The organism is Bacillus sp. ISL-45 (genome assembly GCF_018613195.1).
Classification (GTDB): domain Bacteria; phylum Bacillota; class Bacilli; order Bacillales; family Cytobacillaceae; genus Mesobacillus.
Map to the genome: position 1 here is coordinate 34713 of NZ_JAGGQQ010000024.1, position 20993 is coordinate 55705.

19 protein-coding genes are annotated in these 20993 nt (G+C 43.2%); 13 read left to right on the top strand and 6 right to left on the bottom strand.

Features of this window, described 5'->3' with window-relative positions:
- The first annotated feature begins 205 nt into the window (after nt 1-205).
- Nucleotides 206-1381, top strand: coding sequence for a ParM/StbA family protein (locus tag J7E35_RS22300; RefSeq protein WP_214784283.1), 1176 nt, complete (start codon nt 206-208; stop codon nt 1379-1381).
- A 14-nt stretch (nt 1382-1395) separates the two neighbouring features.
- Nucleotides 1396-1989: a hypothetical protein gene (locus J7E35_RS22305; protein ID WP_214784286.1), complete on the top strand. Its 594-nt coding sequence runs from the start codon at nt 1396-1398 to the stop codon at nt 1987-1989.
- Nucleotides 1990-2027: 38 nt separating this feature from the next.
- Here J7E35_RS22305 and pepF read toward each other — a convergent pair whose 3' ends face one another.
- Complete coding sequence (pepF, locus tag J7E35_RS22310; RefSeq protein WP_214784289.1) at nt 2028-3845, bottom strand: oligoendopeptidase F; 1818 nt, start codon at nt 3843-3845, stop codon at nt 2028-2030.
- A gap of 179 nt (nt 3846-4024) precedes the next feature.
- Between pepF and J7E35_RS22315 the strand changes: the two genes are divergently transcribed.
- Complete coding sequence (locus J7E35_RS22315; RefSeq protein ID WP_251041184.1) at nt 4025-5647, top strand: ATP-binding protein; 1623 nt, start codon at nt 4025-4027, stop codon at nt 5645-5647.
- Nucleotides 5648-5708: 61 nt separating this feature from the next.
- Here J7E35_RS22315 and J7E35_RS22320 read toward each other — a convergent pair whose 3' ends face one another.
- Nucleotides 5709-6881, bottom strand: coding sequence for an MFS transporter (locus J7E35_RS22320; protein WP_214784294.1), 1173 nt, complete (start codon nt 6879-6881; stop codon nt 5709-5711).
- Nucleotides 6882-7091: 210 nt separating this feature from the next.
- Between J7E35_RS22320 and J7E35_RS22325 the strand changes: the two genes are divergently transcribed.
- The 6 genes from J7E35_RS22325 (at nt 7092) to J7E35_RS22350 (ending at nt 11621) form a co-directional block, all read left to right on the top strand.
- Nucleotides 7092-7562, top strand: coding sequence for a DUF2243 domain-containing protein (locus tag J7E35_RS22325; protein ID WP_214784296.1), 471 nt, complete (start codon nt 7092-7094; stop codon nt 7560-7562).
- 234 nt (nt 7563-7796) lie between these two features.
- Nucleotides 7797-8924: an NAD(P)/FAD-dependent oxidoreductase gene (locus tag J7E35_RS22330; RefSeq protein ID WP_214784299.1), complete on the top strand. Its 1128-nt coding sequence runs from the start codon at nt 7797-7799 to the stop codon at nt 8922-8924.
- A 318-nt stretch (nt 8925-9242) separates the two neighbouring features.
- The gene (gene ypfJ / locus J7E35_RS22335) at nt 9243-10091 is read left to right on the top strand and encodes a KPN_02809 family neutral zinc metallopeptidase (protein WP_214784302.1); all 849 of its coding nucleotides are present in this window, start codon (nt 9243-9245) and stop codon (nt 10089-10091) included.
- A 113-nt stretch (nt 10092-10204) separates the two neighbouring features.
- Nucleotides 10205-10702: a cupin domain-containing protein gene (locus J7E35_RS22340; protein WP_214784305.1), complete on the top strand. Its 498-nt coding sequence runs from the start codon at nt 10205-10207 to the stop codon at nt 10700-10702.
- Between the two features lie 174 nt (nt 10703-10876).
- Nucleotides 10877-11224 carry a DsrE/DsrF/DrsH-like family protein gene (locus tag J7E35_RS22345; protein WP_214784308.1) on the top strand — a complete coding sequence of 116 codons (348 nt, stop codon included), beginning with the start codon at nt 10877-10879 and terminating at the stop codon, nt 11222-11224.
- Between the two features lie 16 nt (nt 11225-11240).
- Nucleotides 11241-11621, top strand: a complete 381-nt coding sequence (locus J7E35_RS22350; protein ID WP_214784311.1) for a DsrE/DsrF/DrsH-like family protein — start codon at nt 11241-11243, stop codon at nt 11619-11621.
- Nucleotides 11622-11992: 371 nt separating this feature from the next.
- Here J7E35_RS22350 and J7E35_RS22355 read toward each other — a convergent pair whose 3' ends face one another.
- Complete coding sequence (locus J7E35_RS22355) at nt 11993-13249, bottom strand: GGDEF domain-containing protein (protein WP_214784314.1); 1257 nt, start codon at nt 13247-13249, stop codon at nt 11993-11995.
- Nucleotides 13250-13531: 282 nt separating this feature from the next.
- On the opposite strand from J7E35_RS22355, the gene J7E35_RS22360 reads away from it, so the two are divergent.
- A complete protein-coding gene (locus J7E35_RS22360; protein ID WP_214784317.1) occupies nt 13532-14407 on the top strand; it encodes an SGNH/GDSL hydrolase family protein in 876 nt (291 codons plus the stop codon).
- Between the two features lie 37 nt (nt 14408-14444).
- On the opposite strand, the gene J7E35_RS22365 is transcribed toward J7E35_RS22360, so the two are convergent.
- Genes J7E35_RS22365 through J7E35_RS22375 form a run of 3 tightly spaced genes read right to left on the bottom strand, consistent with a single transcriptional unit; the run spans nt 14445 to nt 16748 of the window.
- Entirely contained in the window at nt 14445-14819 is a 375-nt protein-coding gene (locus tag J7E35_RS22365) for a VOC family protein (protein WP_214784320.1), read from the bottom strand.
- A 10-nt stretch (nt 14820-14829) separates the two neighbouring features.
- Nucleotides 14830-15702, bottom strand: a complete 873-nt coding sequence (locus J7E35_RS22370) for an alpha/beta fold hydrolase (protein WP_214784323.1) — start codon at nt 15700-15702, stop codon at nt 14830-14832.
- The gene (locus tag J7E35_RS22375) at nt 15699-16748 is read right to left on the bottom strand and encodes an alpha/beta hydrolase (RefSeq protein ID WP_214784326.1); all 1050 of its coding nucleotides are present in this window, start codon (nt 16746-16748) and stop codon (nt 15699-15701) included. The genes J7E35_RS22370 and J7E35_RS22375 overlap by 4 nt, the downstream gene beginning before the upstream one ends.
- A gap of 295 nt (nt 16749-17043) precedes the next feature.
- On the opposite strand from J7E35_RS22375, the gene J7E35_RS22380 reads away from it, so the two are divergent.
- From J7E35_RS22380 to J7E35_RS22390, 3 genes are all read left to right on the top strand, one after another.
- Nucleotides 17044-17349 carry a hypothetical protein gene (locus tag J7E35_RS22380; RefSeq protein WP_214784328.1) on the top strand — a complete coding sequence of 102 codons (306 nt, stop codon included), beginning with the start codon at nt 17044-17046 and terminating at the stop codon, nt 17347-17349.
- A 726-nt stretch (nt 17350-18075) separates the two neighbouring features.
- The gene (locus J7E35_RS22385) at nt 18076-18768 is read left to right on the top strand and encodes a response regulator transcription factor (protein WP_214784331.1); all 693 of its coding nucleotides are present in this window, start codon (nt 18076-18078) and stop codon (nt 18766-18768) included.
- Complete coding sequence (locus tag J7E35_RS22390; RefSeq protein WP_214784333.1) at nt 18746-20977, top strand: sensor histidine kinase; 2232 nt, start codon at nt 18746-18748, stop codon at nt 20975-20977. The genes J7E35_RS22385 and J7E35_RS22390 overlap by 23 nt, the downstream gene beginning before the upstream one ends.
- Nucleotides 20978-20993: the final 16 nt, after the last annotated feature.

Genomic DNA, 20993 nt, shown 5'->3' on the forward strand with positions numbered 1-20993 from the left:
TTACAGTTAAATCAACATGTGTACAACTTTGTAATTAATGTATACAATTATGTATACACCTAGGTTTGAGGTTTACGGCATGTTTACATGTTTACATTTATATTTCTTTTTACCCGTTCTGCTTGCAGTATCTATTATTTACCTTTACCTTTAAAATAGTAAGTGAGTATACATAAACTTAGATTATTGAAAAGGAATGATAGAAATGACGAAATCTAGAATTGCAGCTGTTGATGTTGGTAACGATTCTATTAAAGCTATTTTTGGAGAATTTGATAATGAGTTAAATATTCCTAATATCGTTGCAAGGGACACAGAAGACCGTCCTGTTATCGGTATTGAGGAGCTTGACACGAAGGATCCTCTAGATGGAATCCATATTCGGGTCCACTCCCCTGCCCTGAAGGATAACAATGTAATTTACCGTGTCGGCAATCTGGCGACTAAAAGCGATAATGCGACAGAACTTGATCCAGGAAGCAGCAAGTCCGAGGAAGATCAGACTTTAGTTATGTTGTTCGCTACTCTTGCATTGGATGCAGTGAGTGAAGAGAACGCAAAGCTGTTTCCAAAAAGCAAGAATGTCATAGATGCAAATTACACACTTGGTACAGGACTTCCGCTTCGTGAAGTGAAGGAAGGAAAGGACGCAGGCTACCGTTCCAGGTTAGTTGGATCTGTTCATCAGGTTGAGTTCCTCGTAACGCCTAAATACCAGGGTTTGAAAGTTAATATCAAGTTTGATGAAGTGAAGGTTTACCCTGAGGGATTCGCTGCTTATATCAATCTAGTAATGGACAACAGCCTGAAAATCATCAATAAAGACCTTATTGATAGAAGGATTCTGATCCAGGATATCGGCGGCTTATCAACTGATATCGCTGTCATCAAGAACCGCAATGTCGATGATGATAAGGCCCAGGGCTTCAATCTTGGAGTTTCTGAGGCATTGGAACAGATCAGGGAAGAAATCCGCAGCAAGCATGGCGTGGAATTGGACAGCCGCAGGGATGTCGTAGAAATCATCACGCGTAAAAATGATCGCAACCATATTATGGTCAAAGGCAGCCGTACAAGCGTGCATGATATCACGGACCGTATCCTTGTCGAATTGGCTAAAAAGCAATACCGACTTCTCCGCAATGTCTGGGCAAAGAATTCACAGACTGAAATCTGCTATTTTGTCGGCGGCGGTGCGACCGTTCTAAAGGATTATATTAAGACATTGAACAACAATCTTGATGGCTATAACATTGAATTCTTCGAGGATGAAAAAGAGAGCATCTGGATGATGGCAAATGCCTACTATAAACTCATCATGGATTACGTGAAGAAATCAGAGAAGAGCAGTAAAGCCGCTTCTGAACCTGTTAAAAGCTAAAATAAGGTGATTTTATGAAAAAAACCAACCCAAATGAGATTAAGAGGGGACAAGCACTATCGTTCCGGATCCCGTCTGATACACCAGACCATATCTTGAGGCATCTTCAAAAACTGAAAGAAACTGAGAGAAGGAATTTTTCCAGCAAGATTGCTGATTTTGTCCTGCAAGGGGTAGGGAATTCATATTCGAGGGAACGCGAGACGATTACCATTCCCCTCCCGCGCAATCTCAGCAAATCGCAACGGGATTGGGTCAAGCATGAGCATTCAGAGGCTTTGCTGGGCAATATCGTTTATCACCTGCTGACAGACCCTATTCGGGCCACGGCACTGCTTGCATCCTTGAATAGCAAATCAACAGAAATTGATGAAGCCCTGTATCTTCAGGAAGAAGAGATGGATCTTCCGTCAGCAACTGCAACAGAGGACTCACTGGTTATAGAAGAGACTGCTTCTACGGCTGAGAGCGATCCTATGGATGATGATCTCGATTCATTTGTTTGGGAATCGATCAAGCAAACCGAATCACCCGAAGTGGATAGCGAAGAAAAGGATGAAGATTTGGACGATCTTCTTGGGGATTTCCTTTCTAAAATGAATAAATAAGTAGAACCCATGGGAATATCCCATGGGTTTTTATACTTCTATTGATAAGATTGTTCTAATTCATCAATCAATGAACCGACATAAGCAACTGCTTTTCGGACCGGTTCCGGTGTGGACATATCCAATCCCGCATGCTTCAGCAAGTCGAGCGGTTTCATAGTGCCGCCCGCACGGAGCACCTCAAGCCAGCGGTCTACTGCAGGCTGTCCTTCTTCCTTGATCAGCTGTGATACGGCAGTCGAAGCAGTCAAACCTGCAGAGTATGTGTATGGATACAAGCCCATGTAGTAATGAGGCTGGCGCATCCAGGTCAGGCCGGCTCCTTCATCGATTTCCACTGTATCACCCCAGAAGCCTTTAAGGACTTCAGTTTTGATTTCAGTAAGTGTATTAGCCGTCAGTGCTTTGCCAGCTTCAGCATGGGCGTATACGCGGCGCTGGTACTCTGCCTCAAGCAGGTGCGTGACAAAGTTATGATAGTACGTTCCTAATAGCTGAAGAATGACCCATCGGCTCATCTGGGCATCATCTTTATTTTTTTCGAGAAGATGCTGTGCGAGAAGCATCTCATTCATTGTAGAAGGCGCTTCAATGAAGTACATGGAAGGACGAACATTCATGATGCGCTGGTTTTGGTTCGCCAGGTAAAAATGCCCTGCATGACCAAACTCGTGAGCTAGTGTGAAGCAGCCACGCATATTATCAGCCCATGTGATAAGGATATAAGGGTGTGAACCATAAGGGCTTGAGCAGAAAGCTCCAGTTGATTTGCCGACATTATCAGCGAGATCCACCCATCTCTCCTCAAAGCCTTTTTCAATCATGGCGGTATAATCAGGGCCCATTACTTTTAAGGACTCTGTGATCAGGTGGTGTGCTTCATCATAGGTGATGCTCGGATCAAATTCTGGGTCAAAAGGAGCCTTCAGGTCACAGAACATCATTTTGTCCAGCCCCAGCACCTTCTTCTTTAACTTGGCGAAACGGCGCATATGCGGTGCCAGTTCCTTGTAAATGATATCGATTTGATTATTGTACATTTCCTGTGTTACCTGCTGCGGTTCCAAAAGCATATCGGTAACGGACTCATAATTCCTGATCTTTGCGAGTGTAACCTGTTTTTTAACTTCAGTCGCATAAGTTGCAGCAATCGTATTTTTATATTGTTTAAGTGTGGAAACAAAGGATTCATATGCTTTTCTGCGGACATAGGTGTCAGGAGAAAATTCATATCGGCTTTCAAATACTGCAAAAGAGACTGGCAGTTCATTTCCCTCTTCATCCTGGATTGAAGAAAACTGCATGTCCGCAAGCTTAGCCATTCCATAAATATTATAAGGAGCAGAATGGACCTCGCCAAGCGCAGCCAGCACCTCTTCTGTTTCAGGTGATAACTTATGTTTTTTGGTTTCCAATAGTTCTGATAAGTTCTTTTTGAAGGGTTCCAGACCAGGTTCTTCCTGAAGAAATTCTTCTATTTTACCATCCTCGAAATTAAGTATTTCAGAGGAAATGAATGATAGAGCAGACAAAGCTTGTGTGCCAATGGCTGCTACTTTAGCGGAATTTGCCTGATTCACTGGGTCTGAGCCATCGGCAGATTGCTTCAGACTTGCGTATGTACGTACTTTTACAAGCTTTTTCGTCAGTTCTTCCTGAGCAGTAAGGCATTCCAGCAATGCCTTCGGTTTTGTATGCAGGCTGCCTTTAAAGCCGCTGAATTTTTTGACGTCCTCTTCAATCTCTTTCAGTTCAGCCTCCCACTCCTGGTCAGACAGGAATAAATCATCCAGGTTCCAAGTTTGATTAACAGGGACCTCAGAGCGTTCAAAACGCTTTTCAATTGTTTTTGTCAAATGGATCTCCTCCTTTTATATGTTAATATTACTACGAAAATCGAAATAATTTAAGTCAAAGTTTAATTATTTTAATAATTTAAAAAATAAAGGGTTAATTGCATTAAATTCTCTGGAAAAGGTGTATTCTCTGGTTTATGATAATTAATAAATTCAGAATTAATATAGGTGGGAGCCAGTTGATTATAGATTACCTAATTAATCTTTCAATGCTTTCTTTAATGGTCAGTACTCCTTTAGTAATTCGGTCTTATTTAAATCTTAAACCACTTAAGCAATTACGGGTTTGGACAGGAATATACGCCGGGTTTGTTTCCACTGTCCTTGTTGTCCTATCTTTTCAGGATCAAGGCTATTCCTATGATATCCGCTATGCCGTGATTATTTTGGTCTTCGCTTATCTCGGACCAGGTGCAGGGCTGATTACCAGCACTTTTGCATTGGTTTCCAGGTTAATGGTATCTGAAAACTGGTTTCCGGCAATTGTTGGCTGGTTAGTGGTCATGACCGTATTTGTCGTTATTCATAAATTCACAGTGCATTTTCAGCCAGTCAAGAGGTATATGATCTTACTGGGTTCTTACATAGTCACTTATATTATTACTGTACCTATAGTTTTAAACGTAATTAGAGACAATCCAGTTTTTCATCTCCAATATTTACTGTTTGTATCAATAGGGGTCCTTGTTGGTGGATTATTAATAGAATCATATGAAAAGTTATATAGAGCAATCCAGGAACGAAAGAGGATGGAGCAGACACTGGAGGAAAGTGAATCCAAATACCGCCTCATTGCTGAGAATACATCCGATCTCATAATGGTAATGAATAAAGAGCATACCATTAGTTATTTTTCTCCCTCTCATGAAATGGTTTTGGGATATAAGGTTCCCGAGCTCGAAAAAATAGAAATATGTAAGTTAATTCATTCGGATGATGTTTTGAATTTCAGGAATGCAATCACAAAAATCATGAAAGATAGAAAATCAAGGCCAGTGGAGTTCCGTTTCAAGCATATAAGTGGTAAATGGATAGATTTTGAGTCCCGCTGCATGCCTGTTATGAATGAGGCCCAATCAATTGAACACATTGTTATAATAAGCAGGGATATTTCTGAGCGCAAAAAATCTGAAGAGATTCTTTTGCAATCCGAAAAGCTATCGATTGTGGGGGAACTGGCAGCAGGGGTAGCCCATGAAATACGGAATCCTCTTACAACAATAAAGGGGTTTGTCCAGCTGTATGGAAAAGAAAATGGGGCGAATGAAATAAACAGCTTGCTTCTAAGCGAACTAGAAAGAATTGAAACCATAACAAGTGAAATGCTTTCTTTAGGAAAACCACAGGCTATCCAGCTAAACCAGGCAAATTTATGTGATTTAATCGATCATACAGTCGAATTCTTATCCCCGCAGGCCAATATGAAAAATATACAATTCAGCCGAAGTTATCTGGGTACAGATTTCTTCATAACATGTGAGAAAAACCAGATTAAACAAGTGTTCCTGAATATTTTTAAGAATGCAATGGAGGCAATGCCTAACGGCGGTAATATTGATATTAAACTGCAAAAAGGGATAGACGGTGAATGTATTATTTCTGTACAAGATGACGGTTGCGGAATTCCAGAAGAATTACTTCCGCGCTTAGGGGAGCCATTTTACACATTGAAGGAGAAAGGGACGGGTCTCGGGTTGATGATTTGCCATAAAATCATTAAACAGCATAATGGGACGATTTCATATCATAGTAAACTAAACAATGGGACCTTAGTTGAAATAAAACTCCCCTTAACGAATTAAGAAGGTGGAGTAATAGTAAATAAAAGGAGGGTGGCAAATAAAAGCCATCCTCCTTCTTGTATTATTGGTCTAACGAATGAGAAGTTTTTGTTCGTGCTTGATAGAATTGGTACAAAACCAGTGCAACCATTGATAACACAATCCCCGAAATATAAGGCATTCCAATGGCAATCGAGAACAGCCATCCGCCTAATGGAGGTCCAATGATCCTGCCGAGGGAATCAAAGGATGAAAGCAAGCCAGTAGTGCCGCCATGACCGGTCGTCGATTTCTTTGTCAGTAATGAGGATACACTTGGGCGAATCAACCCATTTCCTATTCCAAAAATGGTCAGGAACAATGCTGCAGTCCCAAATCCTTCTGTCAGGAGGATTAAACCGAAGCCCGCCGCAGAAATGATAATGCCCAGCTGGATGACAATGCCCTCGCCAAGCTTCTTAGTCAATTTGCCGACCAGGCCTCCCTGTACGATGGCTCCTGCCAGACCCATGATCATGAAAATATATCCTAATTCGACTGAACCCAGCCCAGCTTTTTCAGCAGCAAAGTAAGCAAAGGTTGCCTCAAGTCCGGACAGAGAAAGTGAAACGAACAGCTGGAGCAGGAATAACATGGAAAGCGGTCCGCTCAAAGCCTTCAGTAGTGAGGTTTTTTCCTTTTCCTGAATGCTGCGCTGTTCAGCTGAAAGCGATTCTTTCAAGATAAAAGTAACGAAAAGGAATGTAACCAGCGAAGTCGCTCCTGCAAGGTAAAAAGGAGTGCTCAGGCTGGATTGTGAAAAAACACCGCCGATTGCCGGGCCGAAAATAAATCCCAGTCCTACTGAAGCGCCGATGATTCCCATGCCTTTTCCGCGGTCTTCCTCAGATGTGATATCTGCGACATAGGCCATGACAGTCGGCATATTAGCCGAAGACAAAAATCCGCCAATGATCCTGGCCGCAAACAGCATCCAAAGCTCAGTGGAAAGGGCCATCAAGAAAAATGAAAGGGACAGCCCAAGTATGCCAATCATGATGACAGGCTTCCTGCCAATCCTGTCGGAGATTCGGCCCCACATTGGCGCGAATATGAACTGCATCAAGGAATAGACCGCCATCAACAATCCCAGCTGAGTGGGTGTTGCCCCGATTTCTTCAGCGTAAAAAGGGATGACTGGAATGATGATTCCAAAGCCGACCATTACGAGAAACATAACTAAAAATAAAATAGGCAGAGCCTTTTTGGTGTCCATCTTTATATTCACTCCATTATTTCAACAGTATCATTGCTGTAAGTACACATTAATAAAAATTATATCAGAAACCCCTAAGGTATAGCGAAAATAACTTTTCGAGTGTGGAAACTATTTTTAAAAAGGGTCGTTGACCTCTCCAGAAGATTAGCATCCGGTATTTTAGGATATATAATTAAAACTTTGAAATATACCGGAAGGAGTTAAGGTATGAATTCAAAAACGAAACAGAAGTTCCTGAGCATAGGCAGTTTCACTCTTGGTTTTGGGTTTATGGGAGCGATGGACGGGATTATTTTTCATCAATTGCTCCGGTGGCATAGCGTAGTCATGGAGACCAGCAGGCCGGGACAGATTTTCAGTGACGGGGTCTTTCATATCGGTGTGACAGTGGCTCTTGTGATTGGAGGAATCTTGTTATGGCTGGCAGGCCGGCCATCTGAAATATCGAGAGGCGTCAGCCGGCTAGTTGGCGGATTTTTAACCGGTGCAGGAATTTTTAATTTAGTGGAGGGTGTGGTGAATCACCATCTGTTGCAAATTCACCGGGTAAAACCAGGCGATCCCAATGCACTGATGTACGATCTCGGATTTCTGGCAATGGGCCTATTGCTAGTCATCATTGGAGAGGCACTGAGGAGGAAAAGGCCAGCTTCCGACAGCCATGCCGAGATCCATTAGGAGGGGCATAAGTGTACAGGAGCATCAGTTTTATCGTCATTTTTTCCTTTGTCTCTATCATTCTCTATTTTCATAATCAAAATAGTCATACTAAATGCAAATAACCATGATATTTTGACTGTGGGGGGCCAGGAAATAGCATACAAAGAAAACTTTAAAGTGGAGTAGCTTTGAGTCTATCACTTAATTTCTGTAGAATGATATCAAGAATCTTTTACGGAAAAGGTGTAGGGAATGAAAGCATATATCATCATTGGGGCTGGAATATTAGGCGCATCCACTGCCTATCACTTAGCGAAGGAAGGCAAGAAGGTAACAATCATTGACCGTGGGGAACCAGGACAAGCGACGGATGCAGCCGCTGGAATCATTTGTCCTTGGCTGACCCAGCGCAGGAATAAGGCATGGTATTTCCTCGCAAAGAATGGAGCGGCCTTTTACCCAGCTCTTATTAAACAGCTTGAAGAGGACGGCGAGCTGGAGACGGGCTATCAGCGTGTAGGTGCAATCAGCCTTCATTCCGATCATGAAAAACTTGCGAAAATGGAAGATAGAGTGATGATCAGGCGGGAAGAAGCACCGGAAATCGGAGAGATCAGGCAGCTGGATCAGCAAGTAACGAATGAGCTTTTCCCGCCCTTATCAGAAGAGTATGCTTCTGTGCATGTAACCGGCGGGGCTCGCGTAAATGGACGCTTGTTGCGGGATGCTCTTCTGAATGCTGCACAAAAACATGGTGCTTCAGTCGTAAAGGGAGATGCCCAATTAGACTCCTCCGGTGAAAAAGTGACGGGTGTAAAAGCAGGAGACACAAGATATGACGCGGACAGCATCATCCTAACTGCGGGGGCATGGGCACCTGAGCTGCTGGAACCGCTTGGTATCAAGCTGAGCATCTCTCCTCAAAAAGCTCAAATCATCCATCTAATGCTTGAGGATACAGAGACCGGGGGCTGGCCCGTCGTCATGCCTCCTAATAACCAGTACATTCTTGCTTTCGATGGAGGCAGGGTTGTCATTGGAGCAACCCATGAAGACGAGCAGGGATTTGATACCCGGCCGACTCTTGGAGGCATGCATGAAATCATCGATAAAGGACTGACAGTCGCACCTGGCCTGGCAGATGCAACCTATCTCGAAACAAAAGTGGGTTTCCGTCCAGTCGCTCCGAATTTCCTGCCGATCATAGGGGCTGTCCCGGGCTATGAAAATCTTTTCCTGGCAAATGGATTGGGAGCATCAGGCCTGACAGTCGGACCCTATCTAGGTGCCCAGTTAGCCAAACTGGCAGCAGGTGAAGACCTCGAATTAGACCTTGAGCAATATGACGTCTTGGCAGCCATCAGCGGCACTATTTCCTAGGCAATGAAAAAAGCACAAGTGCCTTGTTCAGCCAGACAAGCGCTGGAGTTTGATTAAGCAAACGTATTTAGTTGTCCGCAACAATTACTGATGGACATGAATAAGCAAGCAGGAAAACCTCTGAATAGAGGTGCCCTGCTTGCTTTTTTGTGTGTTGGAAACAAGGGAAGCAGACTTTGTATGCCCGGAATAATAGAGACTTACCAAAAAAATATTCATAAGAAAGCAAATAAATCGCTTTATAGCGGGTATAACACTAAGACATCAAATAAAGCTTATTTATCAGTGTTTAGTATATAGCAGGAAGGAGTCAACATCATGCAATGGAAAGGCAGAAGAGCGAGCAGCAACGTGGAAGACAGGAGAGGAGCGGGCGGCGGAGGCATGCTCATGGGCGGCGGCCTTGGCGGTATTATCTTATTAGTGATCATGACATTCCTTGGCGGAGGCGATATGGGGGATGTCGTCAATAATATGACGAACGGCGGAAACCAGTCTCCTGCTCCTTATGAGCAGACAGCCGAGGAAGAGGAGCTTGCCCAATTTGTTTCAGTAGTCCTTGCCGATACAGAGGAAGTATGGTCCGAGGTATTTGCGGAACAGGGCATGGAGTATCAAGAGCCAACACTTGTTTTGTATTCCGGCAGTGTCCAGTCAGCCTGTGGAATGGCTGGATCGCAGGTAGGCCCATTTTATTGTCCGGGTGATCAGAAACTTTATATTGACCTCAGTTTTTATAAAGAACTTCAAACAAAATTCAAGGCGCCTGGTGACTTTGCGATGGCCTATGTTGTCGCCCATGAGGTAGGACACCATGTGCAAACATTACTGGGAACAACCGATAAGCTGAATTCACTGCGCGGTCGTTTGGATCAGACAGAATTCAATAAATATCAAGTTCGTTTTGAGCTTCAGGCCGATTATTTAGCAGGCGTATGGGCTCACCATGCACAGGGAATGGGTGTAGTCGAAGAAGGTGACCTGGAGGAAGCGATGAATGCTGCCAGTGCGGTAGGAGATGATACGATTCAGAAGCGTTCCCAGGGCTATGTCGTGCCGGAAAGCTTCACACACGGAACGTCAGAGCAAAGGAAAAGCTGGTTCTATAAAGGCTATAAAGCTGGCAATCTTGAACAAGGAGATACGTTTAACACAAGAGAATTTTAGGTAGAGATAAGCATAGGCCATTTTGGCTCATGCCATCATAGGAACAAATGTGGTGGGCACTTCACTTTTAAAAGTATACTTCAATACGATAAAAGAAAGGAGCAGATTCCATAATGGGAACACAAATACAATCATTTTTTGCACAGGACACAGGTGATATTCCCAACAATCCGACATTGCCGGTCATTGTCTATCAGGGTGTTTTTGACGATAACTTAAGCATGGAGGAACAATTCGAGCAGCATAATTGGACAGGCACATGGACGGGTGATATTTACGATTACCATCACTATCATACCAACACCCATGAAGTGCTCGGCGTAAAGTCAGGCAGCGCAACCGTGCAAGTTGGCGGTGACAGCGGAGAACGACTCGAGCTTAAAGCGGGTGATGTAATTGTCCTTCCGGCGGGAACCGGCCACAAGAAAATTGACAGCAGCCAGGACTTTGCGGTCGTAGGTGCCTATCCAAATGGACGGAATCCTGATTTGAAAAAAGAGGATCCTGGCACCAGGGCACAGGCGCTCTCACAAATTAAAAACGTACCCGTACCAGAGACAGACCCGGTTTACGGTGAAACAGGACCCCTGCTTCATAAATGGGTGAAATAATAGTTAGGAAGAAAGGCAGCAGCTTGGTGATAGAACCAGGCTGCTGCCTTTGTTTTTCTGGCAAATTTGTTTTATTATATACCTATTAGGGTATAATATAGTGGTAAGATTTATCCACCATTTGGACAACATAATTAGTTGTAGAAATAAACGAGCTGAAGGAAGGGAAGCCACATGGCAAATAAGAAATTTGTTTACTTCGTTTCATTGAGTTCCAATGTCCCCTACGTTTTAAAAAAAGCGCTCAAAAACGCTGAGGAAGAGAACGAGGTATCGATTTTCTTTGATTTAGATGGAGCCCGAGTCCTGGACAAACGGTATGTGAAGATCATGGAGAGAACCCACAATATGGATTTGCAAAAACTAATGCAGCAGGCATTAGATTCGGGAATTAAATTTTTTGGATGTCAGATGAATGTGCTGATCGCTGACGGACTGGAACTGGTTGATGGTGCCGAACTGTCAGGTGTTGCAACTTTTTTAGAGAACGCCTACCAGGCAGATGCAGTGCTAAGTTACTAATGGAGGGGAAGAGCTGATGGAAAAGAAGAAAGTAGTGGTAATGGCTTTGCATGATGAATTGGAGTCTGCCTACCCACCTTTGAATGTGGCAGTAGGCGCTGCATCATCAGGTGCAGAGGTCGTCCTGGCATTTTCCCGCAGGGGGGTAAATATCCTGGATAAACGGTATGTTTCCGTCCCGTCTGAGGACCTTGAATACTTATCAAATGCATTGAATGACTTTGGAGTATCTTCTGTTCATGACCTACTCGGGATCGCCGTAGAAATGGGGGCCCAGCTGTATGTGGTGGATATGGACGTGAACGATCATTTTGAATTTATCCATCCCGCAGAACAAGTACCGATCAAATGGCTGTTGAACGAAGCAGCATCTGCGGATTTATTTATGCATTTTTAAGCTGCGGGAATAGATTCAGACAGGTTTGGGATGGAAACGTGAAAAGCTGTCAAGAAAACCCTGTTATTATGACAGGTTTGAAGTGCCAAGCAGGAAAGCTGTCAAGAAAACCCCGTTATTGTGACGGGTTTGGGGTGCAAAGGAGAAAAGCTGTCAAGAAAAGCTTGTTATTGTGACAGGTTTGGAGTGCCAAGCAGGAAAGCTGTCAAGAAAACCCGTAATTATGACAGGTTTGGGCCGCAAAGCAGAAAAGCTGTCAAGAAAACCCCGTAATTGTGGTGCCAAGCAGGAAAGCTGTCAAAATAGCATAGGCCCCGGACCCGGGCTTTAGTGAGATCGAAAAAAGACAGAGAATCCGTCTCTCTGTCTTTTTACATAGCACTGATCGGATCACGCTGGGCAAGCTCGTCCTTGAAGGTGACTTTATTTTTACCGAGCTCTTTTGATTGGAGCAACAGCTGGTCAGCATATATATAGCCCTTTTCCATGGAGGTATATTGGTTTACTTTGAAGTAATATAGCCCAAAGGAAGAGGTGATGGTGACATCATGTCTGCTTGATTGATAATCGACCTCGACTGAGCTCGTTTCAACTCCAAGACGGATTTTTTCCACAAGCTCGATTGTCTCCCTGAAGGATCTCTCCCTAAGAATCAAGGTGAATTCTTCCCCGCCGCTGCGGAAGACATAATCGTTCTCTGATAAATAGTTTTTAAGAGTGTTGGCAAAATGCTGGATGACCCGATCTCCAACAGCATGGTTAAAGGAGTCGTTGATCAGCTTGAATTTATCGATGTCCGCTACAACGATGCCGAGTTTTTCACCAGTCTGGTTTAACTCGGACATTTTTTTATCCATATAAGCACGGTTTGGAATACCGGTAAGGAAATCGGTATACGCCATTTGCTCGAACTTGTCCCGTTCAATTTTGTTCTGGATGCTTTGTGATTTTGACTGAAAGGAACGGCTGACGAGATAGTTCAGGATAAATAATCCCACGACCATTTCCCAACGCTGCTCCTCAAGCAACAGCAGGAGCAACCCATTCGTGAACGCTGTTTTACCTAGATCCAGCCAGTTATTGCTTTCTTTGTAAAATTTGATCGCCTGCTGCAAGTTCTTGATTTCTCCCAAAATAAAAAAGGCGGTTGATAGGAATGTATAGGAAATCAATGTAGTCGTCACAGCAAGGATGCACATCAAAATCCAGAATCCGAATGGGATCTCCTCAAATAACGGGTACCCCAATTGATACAGGAAATAGCCAATTGAGTAAATTAGCACATGGGCGCCTATATTGTAAAATGTATCGGAAAACTCACTTTCATCGGCAGTTTTCGCACTTTTTCTTGAAAAATAAACTGTGAAACGATAAACGGCTTCAAAAATGAAAAGACCAATCGGACCCGCAAAAATCCCAAAAGAAAGACTATAGCTGATTCCGTAGTCAAATTTCATCGCTCCGCTTTGCGCATGAATTCTTAAATGGTTATAAAGGGTGGAAAATAACCAATAAATGAATAACGCTATCAAAAAAGTATTTTTGTCTGTAGTAAAAGTGCCTAATCCAAAAGCCACGGCGATAGCAGTGAAAAACAATGAAAAGTCATATAACCTAGCTTTTAGCATCGGCAGAAAATCCCCTTTCCCAAACTCTACCATATAATTTTATCCTATATATAAATCTAGTTGCAAAGTAATTTTTTTGATTTGTGAAAATTTTTGATCATTTCTTTCGTCTTCTGCATAGCATAAAAGGCTATAATGAAAATATCGGCAGGAAAAATTTATTATCCATCAGAATATACCGGAGACAGGGATTTTACACAGTTTGTCGAATAATCTTATAATATAAATTCAGAATTTTTAATTAATAATCATCAATACAATAATAAAAGAGAGGGGTTATGTATGGATCTTATTTATGGTGGGATAGTAGTCCTTTTATTGTTAGCTGCTGTAAGTTCATTGCTGTATTTTCAGCGGAAGAACCGAATTAAACAGCTGCCTTCCAACAATCCGCAAGCTTTTCTGGAAAAAGGGCTTCGCCAGGAAGGCAAGAAGCTTGTGGCTGTAATCGGCGGGGATGCGGTACATGGCAACATAAGCTATAATTTTGTCGATGATGCAGCCAGGAGGCGCAGCTGCAGGGACTATCAATTCATCAATGCCGGAGTCAATGGCAGTACGGCTTATGATGTGCTGCAGCGATTGGGCGATGTGATTTCCTGCCAACCTGATTTCATAGTGATTTTAGTCGGACTGAATGATGCCGCGGCAAAAATAGCCCCTGAGTTTGCCAAAATGAATATTAAGCTTGCAGAGCAATTAGAAAAGCCCTCATTATTGGTGTACGAAAAGAACCTTGCCCTCATTGTGGCAAGGCTGAAAGCAGAAACACATGCAAAAATAGGGTTATTGTCGCTTCCGATAGTGGGAGAGAATCTTTTTTCGAAAGCGAATAAGGAAATTGACCAGTACAATGAGGTCATCAAAAAAATTGCGGAAGTGTCCAATGTTTCTTACCTTCCTTTTAACGAAAAATTGAAGGCTTATTTAAAAGGTAAAGGGCACACGCGAGGGCGGTCGCTGAAAAACAGCACGAAGCTGTACGAAAAGGCGGTCATCGAGCGTTTCGTATACGGCTACAGCCTTGACCGCATATCGGCCCGGAACGGATACTTGCTGCTCACCGACGGGATGCATTTGAACAGTACGGCAGGGATGATGGCGGCACATCAAATCGAATTATTCCTGAAAAAGAATGAGCTGAAAGCAATCCAATAAAAAAGGATACTGATCCAACGGCAGTATCCTTTCTCTTTTAAGCCTTAACCTCGCTAATGAAGGCATGAGTGTTTTCCTCTGTGTCCTTGAAGAACACCATCCATGTTTCAGTGTCGCCGATTTTAGCGACAACATGCGGCTCCCCAATGAACTGTACACCATCTGAAAGTTCTTCATATTTTGCCTTGATATCTGCAACCTGTAAATAGATGACTGAACTAGGATGGGCAAATTGCTCGTTTTCAGGAAGGGTTAACAGAAGACGGACCCCTTCACAGTCAAAGAACGCCATTGTATCCGTATTAAACAATAACAACAGACCTAATTGTTCTTGGTAAAAGGCAGTGGCCCTTTCGATATTTTTTACTGGTATTCCAATTTGGCCAACCTTCTGGATTGGATTTGAGTGCATGATTTGCCTCCTAGTAATGTTTTTTCAGAAATTCCTTTATATCTGTGTCGATTTGGTCAAGATGTGTGAGAGATGGAAAGTGTCCCATCTGGTACTTTTTCAATTCTAGTTCGTCCCCTAAAAGTCCTTGTATTTTTTTGGAAATAATGTTTCCTGGAAAAAATACATCCTCTGTTCCTGTTATGGCAAGAGTAGGGGCACTGTAACCTCTCAGTTCCTCCGCAGTTGTCAGCTTGGGCATCTCTTGTTCAAGTGTTGTGTGTTTAAAAATATTGCCGATGATGCTTTCATCCAGCTGCTTCATGCTATTGGAGGACATTACATCAGCAATTTTGCGCAGGCTTCGGGCAGATCCGTTTATTTTATAAAAAACCATCGGGACAAGGATTTCCTTGATCATTTTAAGCTTCGAGCCAAGACTGATCCCTGCAGGTGCGATAAGAACAGCGCAATGGATTCTTTCTGGCATAAATGCAGCAAGCCGGAGGATAATGCCGCCTCCGTAAGATGGGCCGATGAATGCACATTTTTCAATCCCGTAATGGTCCATCAAATCGGCAATCCATTGGGCAAAGCTTTCGTCAGAAGCGGAGATTCTCGTTTCATCACTGTATCCCGGATGGCCGATCGTGTCAGGTGCGTATATCTTATACTCCTCCAGCAAGCCTTTGAACCATGACAGAGTGATAGGATTAATGCAATTGCCGCCCTGAAAAATAAATAAAGGCTTCCCGTCTTCCTTTCCCATTACCAGTACATGTGTACTGCCAAATCTCGTCTGGACATAATCCCTTGAGATCAGTGATTCGAACTGGGTAAGATACTCTTCATATTGGTTAAGTATCTCCTTTTTTCCTTCTGGGCTTTTATAAATAGTTTTCATAGATTGATAACCTCTGCTTTAATATGACTTAATTCATTGATAAGGTGCTTTTCGATCAGTGCCGTATCATCCGGGTGAAAGAGATGGGCCGATTTCTCCATCCATATGAATTTTTTCTCATGGTTCGTTTTCAGGGTATTGAAATAGTCTTCTGCAAAATGGGGATGGACATGGACATCTTTCCTGCCATGAATGAAGGTGACGGGAATCTCAACAGATGGCACCTCTTTTTGCACATTAATGTTCGGGATATTCCTGATGAATTCGTCTGTATAAATCAGCTTGAATCCACTGTAAAAAGAATGAAACACATCGGCAAATACGTAGTCCTTTGCAGTGAGCATGCCAAGGGATACCCTTGCCAGGCCAGGGTGCTTGATGTTGTCATCCTGGTAGACCATGGTACTGTACCTCATCTGCCATTTCCGTAAAATCCCCCATTGTTTATAGCCCTTGGTAAAAGGCGGATTGCCAACAGCTTCAAGCTCATTCAATGCTTTAAAATCACCGCGCCGCTTGGCTTCTTCTTTAACCCAGGCAAGACCCGCACGGTCATTTTCAGTCCAGCTGATAATCTGTGAGATACCTGCATAGGAGTGGAATTTACCAGGTTGTCTTTTCAAAAGGTACATGCCAATCAAGGTACCGAATGAATGAGCCGCCAGGAAGATTTTTTCCTGATGGAACGTTTCTCTTAAAAAATCCGTCAGCTCAGCTGCATCGGATACAAGCTGTTCAAAGGTCATGGATGTTTGTGTAATATCTTTGTGATAGGATTTGCCTGTGCCTCGCTGGTCCCAAAAGACAACGGTAAAGTGCTTAACCAGCTCTTTGGTGTTGGTAGCGACAGTATAGTTTTTTCCTCTGGAAGAGACGCCAGGCAGAGGCATGGAAGGACCGCCGTGTAAAAACAGCAATACCGGGTTCTTAGGTGAGTGGGACTGGATGAGAATTTTTTGTTGAACTCCGCCGAGTCTAATCGTTTCAATCCGGTCAATTCCGTCTTCCGGAATATGAAAGTCAGGCTTGCGAGAGAAAAAGCCCATTACATCACCTCGTTTGATATACTTTTAATGTAAAAATAACCTATTTTTAGGTGGAATCCCATTATTCACTATATTACTTTAGAACCAGGAAAATATCTCTGAAAAATTGAAACTTCTTTAAGCTTGGTCTGCTCAAAAGGAGAAAAGGTTTGAAAAGGTAGGAACTCGAAAACAAATGGGCTAGACATTATCCAGCGCCATCTATTATCTATTGGTTTCTGGATGGCAATATGATCTAACATCCTCCATGCAGGTGTATAATAACGATATTCAATCCAATATAGGGGGCATAATCATGCTTGAATTGAACATCCCGGGCAGAGGCCAATTCACTATTCATCATCTTGTTCTGGATTTTAATGGCACGATCGCTTTTAACGGCGAGATGATTCCTGGCGTGGCTGAAAGAATCATGCTGTTAAGCAAAGACGTGGAGATTCATGTTATAACAGCAGATACGAATGGATCTGTCGTGGGGCAATGCAGCGGGCTGCCGGTTAACGTGCATGTACTCCAATCTGATGACCACACTGCTGAAAAAGGGGAGTTTGTTCGTAACCTTGATGGAGTGATTTGTATGCGTGATCGAAAAAATCAATGATGCGCTTGATTTGCTGCTGAATCCTAAGCGGCTGATCGCAACGCTGCGCAAGTAGCAGGGCCCGAACTGAAAAAACATTGCCCAAGTATGCGTCTGAACTGGAAAAAAACGCACAGAATTTCCAGTTCGCCAATAAATTTTGATTATCGCGAATAAATGGGGTGAAATCGCCAATAAATAAATTTTTTCGCCAATAAAATCTGAAAATCGCCAATAAAGTTGTGAAAAGCGCCAATAAACGAATTCGCCAATGAATTTAGGCAATGAAAACTGGCCTTTTACCTCCAATCGGCTCAACTTCAGGAGCTTGAGCCCTATTTTTCTGCAGGAAATCTTTATTGTTACGAGTAAACACCTCACTATTAGGAGTAAAACATCTCAAAATTCCCTTTCCTCTCATCCTTCAAAAAAAATATAATAGATTCACACACCACTTTTGCCATTAGGCTCTTTTCTCAAACTTTTTTGCTATGACTACAAAATAGGATGGAATTACCGAAGTTTCTTCCCAAATTAACCCTTATTATGAGAAAAGAGCTTGCAAACTTGGTACCGACATACAAAATGGTTTTTATCACGTTAAAATCGGCTTTTGGATTTTAACAACATAAAACAGCCTGCCATTATTAAGAAAATCTTAAGATTTATACTCGGTGAATATTAAGGTTCACTGTCTAAAATAATCAATATCAAAGCTTGCCTGTAGGGAAGGAGGTTTTTTCAAACGTGGAACAATACAATGTACTAGTCGTTGATGATGAGAAAGAGATCCGTGATGCGATTGAGATTTATTTGAAGAATGAAGGAATCAAGGTGATTAAAGCTGCGGATGGAATTGAGGCGATCGAGAAGCTGAATGAGCAGCCGGTTCACTTAATTTTGCTCGATGTGATGATGCCTCGCCAGGATGGGATTACGACGACTTTCCGGATTCGCGAGAACAAGAATATCCCGATCATCATTTTGAGCGCGAAAGCCGAGGATACGGATAAAATCCTCGGCCTTCAGGTCGGTGCGGACGACTATGTGACGAAGCCGTTCAATCCGCTCGAATTGATTGCACGGGTAAAATCCCAGCTGAGGAGATATGTCACGCTCGGTACATATGAGGGGAAAGCGAAAGTCATCGACCTTAACGGCCTGACACTCGACCAATCCTCAAAGGAAGTCACAGCGCATGGGGAGCCAGTCAAATTGACACCTATCGAGTACAAGATCCTCGAGCTGCTGATGACGAATGCCGGCAGAGTGTTCTCGATCAATGATATATATGAGCGGGTATGGAAGGAACCAAGCTACAATGCCGAAAACACTGTGGCGGTCCATATCCGGAAAATCCGCGAGAAAATAGAGATCGATCCGAAGAATCCAAGATTTTTGAAGGTGGTGTGGGGGATTGGATATAAAATCGAAAAGTAAGTATTTGTTTGTGACCTGGGTGCTTCTCATCGCATACGGGCTTAGCGGTTTGTTTTCAGCGCTGGGAAATGGGAGTCAGTTCATGCAGGGCGATTACTTTGAATCTGAAGAATATGCCAATCAAATGAACCATTTTGTCACTCTGCTGCATGTCTATGAGCTGAATAAGATGACAAAAGAAGAAATGAAAAAGGAAATAACCGTATCCCAAGAAGAAATCGAGGAACACCGGATGCGGTACGGGAATCTAGGGGAACAGATTTCCAGCATTGGCATGCAATATGAAGGTCAAATTCAAGAGGCGATCGATTCTGGCAATAAAGCCGTCGAAGAAGCGCTGAAGAAGGAAAGAGATGCCAAAGTTGCGGATATAACGGAGAATTTCAATAGTGATGAATATGTAAGGGCTAAAGTGGTCAAGGAAAAGGAGAAAAGCATCGACGAGTTTTTCCTCAAACTGGAGGAATACCGCCATGAATTCCTAAACCTTGAACAAGCCTACAAATATTATATAAAAGACAGGAATACTGACACGGTCTTCACGAATCTTAACCTCGGTAAAAATGAATCCGTTTCAGACATTATGAATAGTAAAGAGATGTATTTTGTCCAGGATTACACGGCGTTGCAAAACCTGATTGCCTACACAGGACATATCGAAAACTTCATGCCTTATAATGACGTGGCCGAGGATATACTGCGTCAGCAAAACCGTGATTTTACGGGGCAAATTGGATTATCGAAACAAGCCCCTGATAAACACTTTGCCATCAGCAATTATAAAGAATACCAGAAACGACAGATGCTTTTTATCGGGTATCTGATCTCCAGTATCGGAGCGTTAATCATCAGCTATTTCCTGGCAAAAAGGAGACCGGCTACAGTGTTTGGCTCATTTGACCACCTGAAGCCGTTTTATGGGAGGATCCCGCTGGATGTAAGAGCTGTGATCCTTTTATTAACCGTTCTTTTCTTATTGCTGTCGATGACGCTGATCAGTGAACAATTTGTCTATTATCATTCTGATATTTTCTCATCACTTATCGAGCTGATCATCAGTTTAATAGCTGCCGCTTCATTGCTGGCATTCGGATGGGTCCAGCTGAAATTCCTTTTGGACTATCGGAAAGATTGGCTGCAGTTGAAGGAAGATGCCAGGCATAGCCTTTTGGTTAAAAGTTATCATGCAGTACTCGATGCGTTCATTGTCAAGAGCATTGGGTTCCAGCTGCTTTTAATCCTCGGAATCGTATTTGTAATGGGCATGCTGTTTGTTGCCGTCCTTGCAGCAGGCGGAGGAGAAATAATTCTTATTGCTTTCGCTTTCGGGATAATAAGTCTTCCGATTTTTATCATAATCATGAGGAAAGCTGGCTACCTGAATAAAGTATTGAAGCATACTGAAGAACTTGCGGCAGGCCATCTAGGTGCGGATATACCTGTGAAAGGAAAATCAGCGATCGCGAAGCATGCGGCTAATATCAATGACCTTAGGAACACGGTAAATGTCTCCCACAAGGAACAGGCCAAAAGCGAGCGCCTGAAGACGGAATTGATCACGAATGTCAGCCATGACCTCAGGACTCCGCTAACCTCGATCATTACCTATACTGAGCTATTGAAAACACCTGACCTGGCTCAGGAGGACCGGGACTCCTACATTGAAATCCTCGACCGGAAATCCAAGCGTCTGAAGGTGTTGATCGATGACCTGTTCGAGGCAACGAAAATGGCGAGCGGCAACATCGAACTGCACAAGGAGAAAGTCGATCTCAACCAGCTGCTGCAACAGGCATTGGCAGAGCATAACGAGGCACTGAACCAGTCGACGCTGCAGTTGCGGATATCACAGCCTGAGCATCCTGTTTATGCCTTTGTTGACGGGCAAAAGCTCTGGAGGGTTTTCGATAATCTCATCGGAAATATCCTGAAATATGCACTTGAGAATACAAGGGTATACATTTCTGTAAAAGAGGAGCAGAACCAGGTTGTGCTTTCTTTTAAAAACATCACGAAATACGAGTTGGGCGAAGATCTGAATGAGCTGTTCGAGCGCTTCAAACGCGGCGACCAGTCGCGCCACACGGAAGGGTCGGGACTTGGCCTCGCAATCGCCAAATCAATCGTCGATCTCCACGATGGTTCGCTTGACATCGAAGTCGACGGTGACCTGTTCAAGGTGACAGTTATCCTCGAAAAACTAAATTAACCAGAATTCCCCCCCT

Coding starts and splice junctions, on each gene's coding strand:
- J7E35_RS22350 (WP_214784311.1), top strand. CDS start 11,241: ATGGAAAAGAAGAAAGTAGTGGTAATGGCTTTGCATGATGAATTGGAG.
- J7E35_RS22345 (WP_214784308.1), top strand. CDS start 10,877: ATGGCAAATAAGAAATTTGTTTACTTCGTTTCATTGAGTTCCAATGTC.
- J7E35_RS22320 (WP_214784294.1), bottom strand. CDS start 6,881: ATGGACACCAAAAAGGCTCTGCCTATTTTATTTTTAGTTATGTTTCTC.
- J7E35_RS22370 (WP_214784323.1), bottom strand. CDS start 15,702: ATGAAAACTATTTATAAAAGCCCAGAAGGAAAAAAGGAGATACTTAAC.
- J7E35_RS22375 (WP_214784326.1), bottom strand. CDS start 16,748: ATGGGCTTTTTCTCTCGCAAGCCTGACTTTCATATTCCGGAAGACGGA.
- J7E35_RS22360 (WP_214784317.1), top strand. CDS start 13,532: ATGGATCTTATTTATGGTGGGATAGTAGTCCTTTTATTGTTAGCTGCT.
- J7E35_RS22355 (WP_214784314.1), bottom strand. CDS start 13,249: ATGCTAAAAGCTAGGTTATATGACTTTTCATTGTTTTTCACTGCTATC.
- J7E35_RS22365 (WP_214784320.1), bottom strand. CDS start 14,819: ATGCACTCAAATCCAATCCAGAAGGTTGGCCAAATTGGAATACCAGTA.
- J7E35_RS22340 (WP_214784305.1), top strand. CDS start 10,205: ATGGGAACACAAATACAATCATTTTTTGCACAGGACACAGGTGATATT.
- J7E35_RS22305 (WP_214784286.1), top strand. CDS start 1,396: ATGAAAAAAACCAACCCAAATGAGATTAAGAGGGGACAAGCACTATCG.
- J7E35_RS22330 (WP_214784299.1), top strand. CDS start 7,797: ATGAAAGCATATATCATCATTGGGGCTGGAATATTAGGCGCATCCACT.
- J7E35_RS22325 (WP_214784296.1), top strand. CDS start 7,092: ATGAATTCAAAAACGAAACAGAAGTTCCTGAGCATAGGCAGTTTCACT.
- J7E35_RS22300 (WP_214784283.1), top strand. CDS start 206: ATGACGAAATCTAGAATTGCAGCTGTTGATGTTGGTAACGATTCTATT.
- J7E35_RS22380 (WP_214784328.1), top strand. CDS start 17,044: ATGCTTGAATTGAACATCCCGGGCAGAGGCCAATTCACTATTCATCAT.
- ypfJ (WP_214784302.1), top strand. CDS start 9,243: ATGCAATGGAAAGGCAGAAGAGCGAGCAGCAACGTGGAAGACAGGAGA.